This is a genomic window from Exiguobacterium sp. SH0S7 (assembly GCF_004337195.1).
Lineage (GTDB): Bacteria > Bacillota > Bacilli > Exiguobacteriales > Exiguobacteriaceae > Exiguobacterium > Exiguobacterium aurantiacum_A.
Genome location: NZ_SJVA01000002.1, coordinates 480,023 through 494,435, shown reverse-complemented (window position 1 = coordinate 494,435; position 14,413 = coordinate 480,023). Strand labels below are relative to the sequence as shown.

15 protein-coding genes are annotated in these 14,413 nt (G+C 53.5%); 8 read left to right on the top strand and 7 right to left on the bottom strand.

The genetic code is table 11. From position 1 onward, the window contains the following. The first annotated feature begins 49 nt into the window (after positions 1–49). Positions 50–2,896, top strand: coding sequence for a 2-oxoglutarate dehydrogenase E1 component (locus EVJ22_RS06180; protein WP_131443506.1), 2,847 nt, complete (start codon positions 50–52; stop codon positions 2,894–2,896). An 18-nt stretch (positions 2,897–2,914) separates the two neighbouring features. Then, positions 2,915–4,186, top strand: a complete 1,272-nt coding sequence (gene odhB, locus EVJ22_RS06175) for a 2-oxoglutarate dehydrogenase complex dihydrolipoyllysine-residue succinyltransferase (RefSeq protein ID WP_131443505.1) — start codon at positions 2,915–2,917, stop codon at positions 4,184–4,186. A 36-nt stretch (positions 4,187–4,222) separates the two neighbouring features. Here the strand turns inward: odhB and EVJ22_RS06170 are convergent, their stop codons facing one another. Further along, positions 4,223–5,818 carry a sensor domain-containing diguanylate cyclase gene (locus tag EVJ22_RS06170; RefSeq protein WP_071399285.1) on the bottom strand — a complete coding sequence of 532 codons (1,596 nt, stop codon included), beginning with the start codon at positions 5,816–5,818 and terminating at the stop codon, positions 4,223–4,225. Between the two features lie 153 nt (positions 5,819–5,971). On the opposite strand from EVJ22_RS06170, the gene EVJ22_RS06165 reads away from it, so the two are divergent. The 4 genes from EVJ22_RS06165 to EVJ22_RS06150 all read left to right on the top strand — a co-directional run bounded on the left by EVJ22_RS06165 (position 5,972) and on the right by EVJ22_RS06150 (position 8,836). Next, positions 5,972–6,643, top strand: a complete 672-nt coding sequence (locus tag EVJ22_RS06165; protein ID WP_071399286.1) for a DsbA family protein — start codon at positions 5,972–5,974, stop codon at positions 6,641–6,643. Next, positions 6,640–7,059 (top strand): disulfide oxidoreductase, encoded by a 420-nt coding sequence (locus EVJ22_RS06160; RefSeq protein WP_131443504.1) that lies wholly within the window; start codon positions 6,640–6,642, stop codon positions 7,057–7,059. Before EVJ22_RS06165 ends, EVJ22_RS06160 begins: the two co-directional genes overlap by 4 nt. Positions 7,060–7,063: 4 nt before the next feature. Next, positions 7,064–7,651: an SCO family protein gene (locus EVJ22_RS06155; RefSeq protein WP_131443503.1), complete on the top strand. Its 588-nt coding sequence runs from the start codon at positions 7,064–7,066 to the stop codon at positions 7,649–7,651. A 90-nt stretch (positions 7,652–7,741) separates the two neighbouring features. Then, the gene (locus EVJ22_RS06150; protein WP_233589618.1) at positions 7,742–8,836 is read left to right on the top strand and encodes an MBL fold metallo-hydrolase; all 1,095 of its coding nucleotides are present in this window, start codon (positions 7,742–7,744) and stop codon (positions 8,834–8,836) included. Positions 8,837–8,861: 25 nt separating this feature from the next. Here EVJ22_RS06150 and EVJ22_RS06145 read toward each other — a convergent pair whose 3' ends face one another. Next, the gene (locus EVJ22_RS06145; RefSeq protein WP_071399289.1) at positions 8,862–10,079 is read right to left on the bottom strand and encodes an MFS transporter; all 1,218 of its coding nucleotides are present in this window, start codon (positions 10,077–10,079) and stop codon (positions 8,862–8,864) included. A gap of 172 nt (positions 10,080–10,251) precedes the next feature. Here EVJ22_RS06145 and relB point away from each other — a divergent pair, with 172 nt between their 5' ends. Beyond that, on the top strand, positions 10,252–10,473 hold the full coding sequence (relB, locus tag EVJ22_RS06140; protein ID WP_071399290.1) for a type II toxin-antitoxin system RelB family antitoxin: 222 nt from the start codon (positions 10,252–10,254) through the stop codon (positions 10,471–10,473). Positions 10,474–10,535: 62 nt separating this feature from the next. On the opposite strand, the gene EVJ22_RS06135 is transcribed toward relB, so the two are convergent. Both EVJ22_RS06135 and trhA read right to left on the bottom strand, forming a co-directional pair. Beyond that, the gene (locus tag EVJ22_RS06135; RefSeq protein WP_071399291.1) at positions 10,536–11,231 is read right to left on the bottom strand and encodes a DsbA family oxidoreductase; all 696 of its coding nucleotides are present in this window, start codon (positions 11,229–11,231) and stop codon (positions 10,536–10,538) included. An 86-nt stretch (positions 11,232–11,317) separates the two neighbouring features. Continuing rightward, on the bottom strand, positions 11,318–11,962 hold the full coding sequence (gene trhA, locus EVJ22_RS06130; RefSeq protein WP_070327786.1) for a PAQR family membrane homeostasis protein TrhA: 645 nt from the start codon (positions 11,960–11,962) through the stop codon (positions 11,318–11,320). Between the two features lie 125 nt (positions 11,963–12,087). Between trhA and EVJ22_RS06125 the strand changes: the two genes are divergently transcribed. Then, the gene (locus EVJ22_RS06125) at positions 12,088–12,612 is read left to right on the top strand and encodes a DUF1836 domain-containing protein (protein ID WP_071399292.1); all 525 of its coding nucleotides are present in this window, start codon (positions 12,088–12,090) and stop codon (positions 12,610–12,612) included. 42 nt (positions 12,613–12,654) lie between these two features. On the opposite strand, the gene EVJ22_RS06120 is transcribed toward EVJ22_RS06125, so the two are convergent. Genes EVJ22_RS06120 through EVJ22_RS06110 form a run of 3 tightly spaced genes read right to left on the bottom strand, consistent with a single transcriptional unit; the run spans position 12,655 to position 14,409 of the window. After that, positions 12,655–12,933, bottom strand: a complete 279-nt coding sequence (locus EVJ22_RS06120; protein ID WP_071399293.1) for a hypothetical protein — start codon at positions 12,931–12,933, stop codon at positions 12,655–12,657. A gap of 14 nt (positions 12,934–12,947) precedes the next feature. Beyond that, entirely contained in the window at positions 12,948–13,562 is a 615-nt protein-coding gene (locus tag EVJ22_RS06115) for a PH domain-containing protein (protein WP_071399294.1), read from the bottom strand. A 13-nt stretch (positions 13,563–13,575) separates the two neighbouring features. Further along, entirely contained in the window at positions 13,576–14,409 is an 834-nt protein-coding gene (locus tag EVJ22_RS06110) for an aldo/keto reductase (RefSeq protein ID WP_071399295.1), read from the bottom strand. Positions 14,410–14,413 lie beyond the last annotated feature (4 nt).

The following is a 14,413-nucleotide window of genomic DNA, read 5'->3' as shown; positions in this document are numbered from 1 at the left end:
AAAGCGTTCACACATTGGGCGCATAGGAACGGACAGGGGGATTTATTCAATGGGAGAGTCGTCGAACGGTCGCGAGCAATCGCAAACATTTTATGGTCCAAACTTAGGCTACATCGTTGAATTGTACGAGCAATATTTGGAAGACAGAGAATCGGTCGATGCGGAGACGCGTCGTTACTTTGATGAGAACGGTTCACCCGATCAAGCGGTACCGGTCGCACCGGTCGCTTCATTTGATTTGGAAAAAGTCGTGGCAGCGACACGGCTCGTCAACGACATCCGGGCGCTCGGTCATAAAGCGGCTGATATTTATCCGCTCAAAGACCATCCGCGTGAGCACGGGTTGTTTTCGTTCGACCGTTACGGGTTGAACGAGTCAGACCTCGAGCAGATCCCGGCACACTTGCTGTCAGAAGACGTGCCGAAGCCCGGCGCGAACGCACTTGAACTCGTCCGTCATTTACTTGACGTCTATACAGGGACGGTCGCCATCGAGTTGCGCCACTTGGATGATATGGAAGAGAAGCGCTGGATTCGCCGCCGCATCGAGCAAGGTGCATTGAAAGCCGCGTATTCAAAAGAAGAGAGACTCGAATTGTTCGAGCGTTTAGCCGAGACGGAACTGTTCGAATCGTTCCTTCATAAGACGTACGTCGGACAAAAACGTTTCTCGATCGAAGGACTCGACAGCATGGTCCCACTCCTTGACGCGATGGTCGGACGGCTCATCTCGAGCGGTTCGGAACATATCAACATCGGGATGGCACACCGTGGACGTTTGAACGTCCTCGCCCATGTGCTCGGTAAACCGTACGAAATGATCTTTGCCGAGTTCCAGCACGCACCAAACAAAGAACTCATTCCGTCAGAAGGTTCGATCGGCATCAACTTCGGCTGGTCGGGTGACGTGAAATACCATCTTGGACTCGACCGCCGCGTGTTAGATGAGAAGAAAGAAGTCCGCTTGAACCTCGCCAACAACCCGAGCCACCTTGAATTCGTCGGCTCGATCGTCGAAGGTTACACGCGTGCCGCCCAAGACGACCGCTCTGCAAAAGGGATGGCGGTCCAACACGATGACAAGGCTGCTTCGATCTTGATCCACGGGGACGCAGCGTTCCCAGGCCAAGGCATCGTCGCCGAGACGCTCAACATGACGAACTTGACGGGCTACCGCACAGCCGGGACCGTCCACGTCATCGCCAACAATACGATTGGTTTCACGACGGACCCGAGCGACTCGCGCTCGACACGTTATGCGAGTGATATCGCCAAAGGCTACGAAATCCCGGTCTTCCACGTCAACGCCGACGACCCGGAAGCGTGTGTCGCCGTCGCGAAATTGTGTAGCGAATATCGTGCCAAGTTCCATAAAGATATCCTTGTCGACTTGGTCGGCTACCGCCGCTATGGGCACAACGAGATGGATGAGCCGATGAACACGAACCCGGTTCTGTATAAAGCGATCAAAGAACATCAATCGGTCCGTCACGTCTATGCTGATCTTCTCGAAGCTGAAGGTGTCATGACGAAAGAAGACAAAGCGAAGATCGAGCAATCGATTGAAGATCGCTTGAAGTCAGCGCGCGACCTCGTCCCGGCTGAGGAAGAAGATGCCGACATCGTCTTGCCGGAAGCGGTCCATAAAGGATTCCCGTACGTCGATACGGCAGTCGAACGCGACTTGTTACAGCAGTTGAACGATGAGCTTCTCGTATGGCCTGAGGGGTTCGGCGTGTTCCATAAGCTTCAAAAAGTACTCGACCGTCGTCGTGACGCGTTCGGGGACAACGGGAAGATCGACTGGGGCCATGCCGAGACGCTCGCCTACGCCTCGATCATCTCGGACGGGACACCGATCCGGTTGAGCGGTCAAGATTCAGAGCGCGGGACGTTCGCGCAGCGTAACATCATGTTGAACGATGTCGAGACCGGCAAGAAATTCTCGCCGCTCCACGAGTTGTCGACGGCGAAAGCCTCGTTTACGGTGCATAACAGCCCGCTCTCGGAAGGCTCGGTCCTCGGTTTTGAATACGGCTATAACGTGTTCGCACAAGATACGCTCGTGTTGTGGGAAGCGCAGTACGGTGACTTCGCCAACTCGGCCCAAGTCATGTTCGACCAGTTCATCTCGGCCGGTCGTGCGAAATGGGGCCAAAAATCGGGTCTCGTCATGCTGTTGCCGCACGGTTATGAAGGACAAGGTCCGGAGCACTCGAGCGCGCGGATGGAACGTTATTTGACGCTCGCCGGAGAAAAGAACTGGACGGTCGCTAATTTGTCGACGGCTGCCCAATACTTCCACATCTTGCGTCGTCAGGCGAAGATGCTCGGCACTGAAAAAATCCGACCGATGATCATCATGACACCGAAGAGCCTGCTTCGTCATCCGCTTGCAGCCTCAACGGTCGAAGAGTTGTCAGATGGTAGCTTCTGTCCGATCGTCGAACAACCGGGTCTCGGCGAACAGCCGGACAAAGTCGAACGCCTCGTCTTCTGTTCAGGGAAGATGGCGATCGATCTGCAAGAAGCGACGATGAAGTCAGAGGAGTCACTCGACTTCCTCCACATCATCCGCGTCGAAGAAATCTATCCGTTCCCTGTCCGTGAGATTCGCGACGTCATCAGTCGCTACCCGAACGCCAAAGAAATCGTCTGGGTACAAGAAGAACCGAAAAACATGGGAGCTTGGACATACATCGAGCCGCGTCTTGAAGCGGTGACATCGAACCGTCTGAACGTCCGTTACATCGGTCGCCGTCGCCGGTCAAGCCCGGCTGAAGGAAATCCGACAGCACACAAACAAGAACAAGCACGCATCATTCGTGAAGCCTTATCCCGTGACGCCGTCTCAAGTGCGGCTGGAGCGAGCACATACCAAAAAGATCGTAAATAAGTTAAGGGGGAACTCATTGTGATCGAAATTAAAGTACCGGAATTAGCAGAGTCCATTACGGAAGGAACGGTCGCGTCTTGGCTCAAGCAGCCAGGCGACCACGTTGAAAAAGGGGAGGCCATCGTCGAGCTCGAGACAGACAAAGTCAATATCGAAGTGCCGGCCGATGAGTCAGGAACGTTAGAAGAACAACTCGCCGGGGAAGGCGACACGGTCCAAGTCGGTCAAGTCATCGCCCGCTTAAGTTCAGGTTCATCAGGCGGCACAGCCGTCGCGACGAAGACGAAGACAGAAGCGGCGACAGAAGCTGCTCCGGCTCCAGCCGAGACGAAAACAGAAAAAGTCGGCGAAGCGAAAAAAGTCGAGCGTCGTGAAGAGCACGTGGCAAGCCCAGGTAAAGGCCCGATCGCGACACCGGCGGCACGCAAGCTCGCTCGTGAGAAAGGCATCGATCTCTCGGCCGTTCAGACGAACGACCCGATCGGCCGCATCAACGTCCATGACGTGTCGAACCATGACGCAACACCGGCTCCAAAGCCAGAAGCACCGAAAGCACCGGCTGCGGCGCCACAACCGGTCGCGAGCGGCAAAGATGAAGAGCGCATCAAGATGACGCGTCGTCGTCAAACGATCGCGAGCCGTCTCGTCGAAGTCCAACAGACGGCGGCGATGCTCACGACGTTCAACGAGATCGACATGACAGCGGTCATGGCGCTCCGGAAACGTCGCCAAGAGAAGTTCATTAAAGATAACGACGTCAAACTCGGCTTCATGTCGTTCTTCACGAAAGCGGCCGTCGCGGCTCTGAAACGGATGCCGTATTTGAACGCTGAAATTCAAGGCAACGAGATCGTCTTGAAGAAATATTACGACATCGGCATCGCCGTATCGGCACCGGACGGACTCGTCGTCCCGGTCGTCCGGGAAGCGGACCGTAAAAACTTTGGGGAGATCGAGAAGGATATCATCCATCTCGCCGACAAGGCACGCAACAATAAGCTCGGGCTTAGCGACCTGACTGGCGGCACGTTCACGATTACGAACGGCGGCGTGTTCGGTTCACTCTTATCGACACCGATCTTGAACGGACCGCAAGTCGCCATCCTCGGGATGCACACGATCCAACTTCGTCCGATCGCGATCGACGCCGAGACGATTGAGAACCGTCCGATGATGTACGTGGCGCTCTCATACGACCACCGCATCGTCGATGGCCGTGAGGCCGTGACGTTCCTCAAACACATCAAAGATATGATCGAAGACCCAGAACAGTTGTTGTTCGAAGCGTAAAAAACAGGTCCATGTCGCAAGTGACATGGACCTTTCTTATGCGATCAGCGATTCATCGAGCGTGATCTGGTTCTTGCCGCTCGCTTTCGAGCGGTAGAGCGCTTGGTCGGCCCGTTCGATGGCAAGATGCGGCGGCGTGTTCGAACGCCAGAGCGCAGCGCCGATACTCACACCGACAGCAGCCGTCCCGCCGTCAAACGATACGGGCGCGGACAACGCGGCGATGACATCTTCCCCGATCTGCTGGACGTCGCGGTCACTTCGGTTGTTTCGTTCGAACAGAAGGAAGAACTCATCTCCGCTCAATCGGACCGGGTACAGCCCTTCGAGAGGCAGTTGCTTCAGCCGGTCGGCAATCTCGACCAACACTTCGTCGCCCGACGCGTGCCCGTACGTATCGTTGACTGCTTTAAAGCCGTCAAGGTCGATATAGAAACAGACGTAGTCGTTCGTTGTCAGTTGTGCGTCATTCAAGTACTGACGGAGCGCCGTCCGGTTGGCGAGACCGGTCAATACATCGTGGTTGGCGAGTGATTCGAAGCGGATCCGTTCTGTCTCTGAATTGGTCAGCGACGTGACGAGTGACTCAAGGGCGAACGCGAGCGATTCGATCTCACGGATACCGGACTGATGAGGGAACGTTTTCACTTTCCCTTGCTTCATGAGCGTCGCTGTCTCGGTGATTTTTTGCAATGGCCGCGTCACAAACAAGGCGAGCAGCCAACCGAGCAGGGCGGTCACGATCGAAGCGACGAGACCGATCCATAAGATGTTGTTTTGCAGCGACGTGACGGGGGCGAACGCCACGTCGACCGGTTGCCGGACGACGACACTCCAGCCGAGGCCAGCGTAGTCGTCGTAACCTTCCCCGATAGCGACACCGGTCAAGTATGACTTTCCATCTTCCCACGTCTCGACGTGCCAGCCGTCATTGAACGTCGTCGGCAGCGGTGTCCCGACGAGATGATCGGGACCGAGCAACACGGTGTTGTCACGTCCGCTGACGACGAACATGTCGGTATAGTCCGAGTGATGATGCAACGTGCGGTTAAAGTGTTGGAGCATCTCATCTCCCCATTCCCAGCTCAGGTGGGTCGCCAAGACGCCTTTAAACTCACCGTCGCGCATGATCGGGACGCTGATGTCGACGAATTGGAGAGGTTCTCCACTCGGATTTGGGAGCTTTTCAGCGAGGAGAACGGCCTCGTGGACGTCCCCGATGAACGGTTGTTGTTGCGCTTCCGAGAAGACGGGACGTTCGGCGATCGACATCCCTTCTAAAATCCCGTCCGTCGAGGCGGTAACAGTCCCAGACGCATCGGTCACACCTATCCACGAGAAAGCAGGGATGTTCGTTTGGACTTCATCGAGAAGGACCCTTCTTTCGCGCGGTTCGGTCAAGGCGTCGAGTCCTTGAAGCAATTGGACTTCCTGATAGCGCGACCACATATAAAAGTCGAGTTTATCGACGAGCTGATGCGATGTCGTCGATAGACGTTCCCCGATTTCTCGTTCAAGCGACGCGGCCGACCGCTCGCTGATCGTATACGTTAAAGCGAGTGTTAGAATAAAGACGAGACTGGCAATGCTGAGCCCCAAGATTAACCCGAGGCGCATCGAAAACGATTTCATGAAGTATTCCTCCTACAATAGACATCCACTTTATTCATCGTCAAAATGTGGACGACTTAAAGCAAAGTCAGTATTAAACAAGTCGATTTCGTGGAATCGGATAGCGCTTTCGCTATAATGAAAGACGAATCGATAAAAATAGAGGTGAGACGAATGAAACAAAATCAAACATTGGTCGTCGGGACGCTCATCGCGGTCGCACTCATCGCGGTCGTGGTCGTTCTCTTGAACCGACCGGCCGAGCAGGCAGAGACGGCGGCGCCGGCTACGAACGAGCACGTGCCGACGGACGGGCAACCGACGCTCGGGGAAGCGGACGCACCGGTCTCGATTGTCGAGTTCGGGGACTACAAATGTCCGTCTTGTAAACAATGGGGCGAGACGATCTATCCGCAACTAAAGGCGGACTATATCGATACGGGCGACGCGAGCTTCAGCTATATCAACGTCTTGTTCCACGGACAAGAGTCGATTTTGGCGTCACTCGCTTCAGAATCGGTCTATAAGCAAGACCCGGATGCGTTCTGGGACTTCCATAAGGCACTCTATGACGCGCAACCAGCGAGCCAGCAGCACGACGAGGCGTGGGTCACTGTCGAGCGGTTGAAGCAGATCGCAGGCGAGACGACGTCGGTCGACATGGCGAAGTTCGAAGACGACTTGAATGAAAACTCGAGCGTGCTCGAACAGGTGAGTCTAGATGACGGACTCGTCAAAGAATACGAGGTCCAGTTCACGCCATCGATCATGATCAACGGCGTCATGCTAGAAGACCCGTTCGACTATGAGGCGATCGAACGGTTGATTGAACAAGGGGCACCATGAAGCAGTCGTTCCTGAGCCGCTACGGCTTGTATCTCGCTTGGCTCGTCGCGCTCACGGCGACGCTCGGCAGTTTATATTTCAGTGAGATCCGCGAATTCGTCCCGTGCGAACTGTGCTGGATCCAACGTATCTTCATGTACCCACTCGTCTTCGTGCTCGGTATAGCTGTATTCACGAACGATCGTCAAGTGAAGAAATATGTATTGTCGCTAGCAATCGTCGGCGGTATGATTTCACTTTACCATTATCTAGTGCAAAAAGTACCCGGTTTTGCCGACATCAAACCGTGTGTCGAAGGTGTGCCGTGTAACGTGCAGTACATCAACTGGTTCGGCTTCGTGACGATCCCGTTCCTCGCGCTCACGGCGTTCACACTCATCACGCTATTAATGCTCAACATAAAAACGGACAAGTAAGGGGATGGAACGTTTGAAAAAATGGATGCTGATCGGGCTAGTCAGTTTACTCATTGTGCTCACCGCTTGCGGCAATGAGATTGAAGACCCGCTCAACTGGGAGATCGAATCGTTCGATTATATGAATCAGGATGAAGAGATGGTCAGTCTCGACGACTTGAAAGGGAAAGTATGGATGGCCGACTTCGTGTTCACGAACTGTGAGACCGTCTGTCCGCCGATGACATACAACATGACGAAGCTAAATGAAGCGCTCGTTGAAGAAGGTGTCGAGGACGTCCAGTTCGTGTCGTTCAGTGTCGACCCGAACGTCGACACACCGGATAAGATCAAACAGTTCATGTCCGGATACGATTTGGCAGAAGCCGACTGGCAGTTCTTGACCGGCTATTCGCAAGACGAGATCGAGGCGTTCGCGCAACAGAACTTCAAGGCGCTCGTCCGCAAGCCCGACGAAGGCACGCAAGTCGATCACGCGACATGGTTCTATCTCGTCGACCAAGACGGGAAAATCATCAAGGCGTACCAAGGGTTCCAAGACGTACCGATCGAGGAGATCGTCAACGATATTAAAATTTTGCAAAAATCTTGAGGGCGACGCGTTGTCGTCCTTTTTTGCGTATTCAAAAACAGGGGAATCCGGCATGTTGCCGTATAATAAGCAGTAGAGGAGAGGATACTTTTGAAAAAATCATTACTCGTTTCATTGATGGGTTTGGCTGCTGTGACGGGTACAGCACTCACACAATATAAACCGCTCGGACGCAAGCCAAAAGCGCTCCAGTCGCCGAATCTTGTCAACGGCAAGTTCCGCAATCAGCTTGAGACACCGATGCGGTTTTCAAGCGATGATATGATCTCGATGTCGAAAGAATTTTTGCATCCGGACTCGCTCCGGAAGCCGAGCGTTCGGTTGCCGGTCGTCCCGATCGACTTAACCGAGACACTTGGCTCGAGCTTCACCCGCATCTATTGGCTCGGCCATTCAGCGATGCTCGTCCAAATGGACGGCAAGACGATGCTCGTCGACCCGATGTTCGGCCGAAGCCCGTCACCGCTCCCGTTCGCGAAGAATGAACGGTTCAGCGAGGACTTGCCGTTCGAGCTCGACGATTTGCCGTCAATCGACGTCGTCTTGCTGACGCATGACCATTACGACCATTTGGACTATGCGACGATTCAAGCGATCAAAGGCAAAGTCGCCATGTTCATCGTCCCGCTCGGCGTCGGCAGCCATTTGAAACGTTGGGGCGTCGGGTCCGAACGCATTATCGAACGCGATTGGGGCGATACGTATCAGTTCGGGACGTGGACGTTCGTCTGTACACCGGCCCGTCACTTCTCCGGTCGATCGCTCACCGACCGCAATGCGACGCTTTGGGCGTCATGGGTCGTCATCGGTGAGACGGACCGCTTGTTCTTTAGCGGCGACGGCGGTTACGGTCCTCACTTTAAAGACATCGGGGACGAGTACGGACCGTTCGATTTCGCGGCACTCGAATGCGGGCAATACGATGAGCGTTGGCCGGATGTGCACATGCAGCCACGAGAGACGGCTCAGGCGTTCCGCGACGTGCGGGCCGATAAGATGTTGCCGATCCATTGGGGCGCGTTCACGCTATCGTTCCACGCCTGGTACGACCCGGCCGAACAGATGACGCAGTTGTTGCCGCAAGAACACGTACTTACTCCGATGATCGGGGAACGGATCACGCTCGACGGACGCAACGATACAAACACGTGGTGGCGTGACATCGAGGACATGAACAAGCGCTGACCGAATTCGGTCAGCGCTTGTTTTGTTAGGACGAGATCCGTTCGGTCTCGTCCGTTTCGATATAAAGCTTGTGTTTCCGCGTATAGACGAGGAAGGAAGCGGTCATCGCGATCGAACTTACCCCGAACAAGACGACCATGAGCTGCAGACCGATCAAGTCGAGGAAGAAGCCGGTGACGAGCAACACGACTTGGAAGACGATGCGGTCGAGCATGTTCCGGAATGAGAAGAAGCGCCCGTGATAGTCTTTCGGCATCCGCGTCTGGAAAATCGTCACCGCGGTCGGGAAGAAACAACCGACCGAGAAGCCGAACAAGACGAACGCCGCGATCGAGACGACTGGGATGTCGGCGAAGTACAGCATGAGCTGAGCGATCCCGATCAAAAACGAGAACGTGAACAAGATTGAGAATACGGAGAACTTCTCACCGATCCGTTTGATGACGAACGCGCCGACCATGAAGGCGATCCCTTCCGCCGTATAAATCCAGCCTTTGATCGCGGTCGAATCTTGCAGCTCGCTAATGTTGATGACGAGCAAGTTGAACCCGCCGATGAAGAGGAGCGGGATGAGCGTCATGACGAGCGTCATGAAGATGACCGGGATCGACTTGATGATCGGGAAGACGTCCTTGAATCCGCCTGACGACTTCGTATCGACTTTTCGGGCGGACGGTGTCGTCGTCTCGTCGATGTTCAAGAACCACGTCGCGACGGCGAGCAACAAATAGGCGACGAGCGAGAGCGCATAGACGTCCCGAAGTGAGATGAGCGTGAGCAGAATCCCGGCGATCGCCGTTCCGATGACGCGTGATAATGTCGACACGTTCATATGGACCCCGTTCAAGGCGAGCAGCTCGCGTTCTTTGACGATGAGCGGGATGGCTGCTTGGAGCGCCGGGAAGTAAAACGCGGCCGACCCTTGCAAGAAGACGAGGAAGACGACCATCCAAAGCACGCTTCCCGTCTCGATGGCGACGAACATGAAGAGAACGCTCAGCGCCCGGACGATGCTCGAGATGAGCATGATTTTCTTTTTGGAGCCCTGATCGGTGAGACGACCGGCGAGCGGTCCGATGGCGACGCCTGCGAGCAGCCCCCCGGCGAGGATGAGCGCCTTGATGAAGTCGGACGGCACTTTCTCCTGCATGAACTCCAAATTGCCGATGATACCGAGCCAAAGCCCGAGACCGGCGACGAACTCCCCGGTCAAGATGATCCAGACGTTCCGATTTTTCCACATATGTTAAGTCCTCGATTCTTATCAGTTAATAATAATTATGCTCGAGAATGATTCATTAAGCCACAAAAAAGAAGCCGAGATTCGACTTCTTCTCCCATTCATTAATTCATGCGAACTGATTATATAAACACTCTGATTTCGTAATACAATGTGTATGAAGGAAGGTGATTGTATGGGAACGATATCTGTGCGACTCAATGAGGAAGACGAACTTCTCATTAGAGAGTATGCGAAAACAAAAAATCTTACCCTCTCTATGCTTGTTCGGGAAGCTGTCCTAGAACGAATAGAAGATGAATTAGACATAGTGCTTTATCATGAAGCAATGAGTGCACATCAAGAACATTCTGAAGCAATTTCATTCGAGGCCATGCTAAAGGATTTGCAAACTTAGATTAAACCTAAAAAAGCATTCGTCCGTATTCAGACGAATGCTTCTCTGTCGTTCTTTTGAAGTCAAATATCGCAGTTATCGTCCGTGCACGTCGCACCGCCCGAGAGCACTTGAAGTGTCGGTGCCGATTCGGCCCACGTCTTCTCGAGTACTTGTGTGAACGCCTCGGTCGGTTGGGCGCCTGAGACGCCATACTTGCCGTCGAAGACGAAGAACGGGACGCCGGTGATGCCGAGATCGCTCGCGCGTCTTTCTTCAGCGCGGACGTCTTCCGTGTATACGTCTGAAGCGAGTACGTTTTTCACGGCGTCAGCATCGAGCCCGACACTTGTCGCGATCTCAACGAGGACGTCGTGGTCACCGATATGTTTCGCCTCGACGAAGTACGCTTTGAGGAGCGCTTCCGACAGTTCTTTCTCTTTCCCGACCGTCTTCGCATAGTGCGTCAACCGGTGCGAGTCGAGCGTGCCGGTGACGACCATGTTGTCAAAGTCATAGTCGAGTCCGACTGATTGAGCTTGAGCGGCGACTTGGGCCGTCGTCGTTTTCGCCTGCTCGAGCGGCATGCTGTATTTTTTCGCGAGCACTTCATAAATCGAACGTGAGTCGTTCGTCGGCGCGTTCGGGTCGAGTTCGAAGCTCTTGAACTCCACTTCGACCTTGTCCGCGTGTTGGAACTGTTCGAGTGCTTCTTCTAGACGGCGCTTACCGATATAACAGAACGGACAGACGTAATCTGACCAAACTTCAATTTTCATAGTGAATCCCTCCTACAGTCAGTGTAGAATGTCTTGAATTTGAAGTAAATGAATGTGCTTACAAAAAAAGCCCTCACGATGAGGACTTAAAAGACGTACCAGAACACGCAGACGAAGTGGGCGAAGCTTCCAAACAAGATGAACAAGTGGAACACCTCATGAAAGCCCCAACCGCGCCAGTTGACGAACTTCGGCTTAAAGCCGTAAATGAGACCGCCGACCGTGTACATGAAGCCCCCGAGTAGGAGCCAGAAGATGCCGCCGTTGCCGATCACGCTATGGAGCGGTCCGATGAAGAACACCGACAGCCAGCCCATGCCGATATAGAGTGCCGTCGACAAGAAGCGTGGGGCGTGGAACCAGACAAGTTTGAAGATGATGCCGAACAAGGCAAGGACGTGGACGATACCGAACAGCACCCAACGCATCGGACTTTCGAGCGCGAGCAGTGTGAGCGGGGCGTATGTCCCGGCGATCAAGGCGTAAATCATCGCATGATCGATTCGTCGGAAGAACGCGATGACTTTCGGCGAGGCGATGATGCTGTGGTAGAGACCAGACGATAAGTAAAGAAAGACGAGACTGATCCCGAACAAGATCGCCGCCATGATGGCGAGCGGTGAGCCGAGCAGTGACGCTTTCACCGTCATCGCGATCAAGGCGATGAAGGCGAGTACCGCCCCGGCGAGATGGGTCAGCGCGTTAATTGGTTCCCGAAAAATCGAATTCATGCAAAAACACTCCTTATGACGTCATGTAGTATCCATAACTACATGATAAGCGGTATGGGCAAGAAGAACAAGGTTTTTGTTTCGACAAACGACGATTGTCCGTATACTGAAAGTGAGGTGATTCGATGAAACCGAACGAGATTGTACGGACGGAAGGCACGCTCCCGAAAGCGGTATTGCCGACGATCGACTTATATATGGACCAAGTCATCCAACTGTTCGAGCAACATTACGGCAAGATGAAGCGTAATGAAGACGAGACGATCTTGACGAAGACGATGATCAACAACTACGCCAAAGGGAAGTTGTTCCATCCCGTCAAAAACAAGAAGTACACGAACGAGCATTTGATGCTCCTCGGGTTGATCTATGAGATGAAGGGGCTGTTGTCGATCAACGACATCAAGGAGACACTCCGTCCGTTGAACGAATCGGACGAGGCGTTCTCGCTCGAAGACTTTTATGACGCCTATCAAGCTCAGAAAGAACAGAACTTGCAGGCGTTCGAGACGCAAGCCGAGACGTTGCTCGAGAACGTGAAAGCGACTGAAGCGAGTGAAATCCAACAGTCACTCGCAATCGCCTCCGCGGTGCATATGAGCCACTTGTACCAACGGCTCGCCGAAAGGTTGATCGACGAAGGTAAATAAAAATGTCCCCTAGACTCCGTTTGTAGTCTAGGGGACATTGTGTCATTTTAGATGTTCGCGTTCGAAGCGCTCACCTTTGTTGTATATTTTAACGACGAGAAGTGGTGCTAAATAACTGATGGTCACAAGAATGAAAAGCGTCCATAAGAGATTATAATCTAACATTAGACGCTCATACGTGAACGACAAAAACAAAATGACGGTGATATGAACTAACGGGTGGAGGTTCCTGAGCAAGGCGTTGAGCACACTACTGATGAATACAGTCAAAATCACGAGCATGAACAAGAAAAACGCAATCAACAACCACATATAGTCCATACGTCACCACCAAGTTAATTATTGATGTACTTCTCGAACACGTCACCGAAATCTTTCCGGTTCCATTCGTGATAGTGGCCTTGGAGCCAGTCGAACGATTGTTGCGACAAGTCTTTAAACGTCGTCGCGACGTTCATGTCGCCTTGACGGAGGCCGCTCATTACCGACACGGAATGCGTGAGCGACGTGTTGGCAAATTCAAGCATCTTCCGGCCTTCGCGTTGTTTCTCGGCGATGGCGAGGAGTGATTTGTACAAGTCTTTGACGTGCTCGATTTGCTTCTTGTTCACGTCGATCGAGTATGGCTTGTCACCGATCGTGAACTTGATCTCGACGTCTAAGTCGACCGTGCCAGCCGTCTCGAACATGACGTGTTGAAGCGGATGCTGCGCGTACGGATAACGATACAAGACGCGCTTCGAACTGATGGCGCTCGCGCCGTCGAGATGGATCATCGCGAGGTTCGTGAAGCAGTACTCGTCCGATTTCGACTTGATCAAGAAGTAAATCTTCTCGTTGTCCTCATGTAAGACGTAATCGTCGGCATCGGCCTTGTCGAAGTCTTTCGGGTCGATGACTTCACCGATATCGCTAAAGCCTGTCAAATCAGAAGCTAGTTTTTTGAACATGTACAGTCTCTCCTCAGTAGTGGATTTTGTGCATCTCGACCGGGTCGGACCCGGTCCGTTCGTTCCGGTTGAGTCCGTCGATCGCTGCCATGTCTTCTTTCGTCAACGTGAAGTCAAATACCTGTATATTTTCACGAATCCGACTCGGTGTGACCGATTTCGGGATGACGGCGACACCGTTTTGAAGATGCCAGCGCAAGATGACTTGGGCCGGGGACTTGCCGTACTTGCTCGCGATGTCGACGATCGTCGCATCCTCGAGCGCCTCACGACCTTTCATGAGCGGACTCCACGCTTGGATCTGGATGTCATAACGCTTGCAGAACGCGATCAATTCTTTTTGGGACAAGTATGGGTGGATCTCAACTTGATTCACCGCGGGTACGATCGCGCACGATTGGATGATCTGTTCGAGGTGTTGAATCTCGAAGTTCGAGACACCGATGGCCCGTACTTTGCCTTCCTCATACAACTGCTCGAGCGCTTTGTACGTCTCGACGAACTTACCGAAGCGCGGCATCGGCCAATGGATCAAGAACAAGTCGACATAGTCGAGGCCAAGTCGGTCGAGGCTGTCTTGAAACGCCTGGAGCGCCTCGTCGTAGCCGTGAAATTCGTTCCACAGTTTCGTCGTCACGAAGATATCTTCGCGCGGGACGCTCGACTCACGGATCGCCTGTCCGACGCTCTCTTCGTTCTGATAGATAGCGGCCGTGTCGATCAACCGGTAGCCGGCGTCGAGTGCCGCCTTGACCGTGTCGACCGTGACCGTCCCGTCTTCAACTTTGTACACACCGAGCCCGAGCATCGGCAGCTTCACATCATTATTGAGTGTTGTCCATTCCATAATT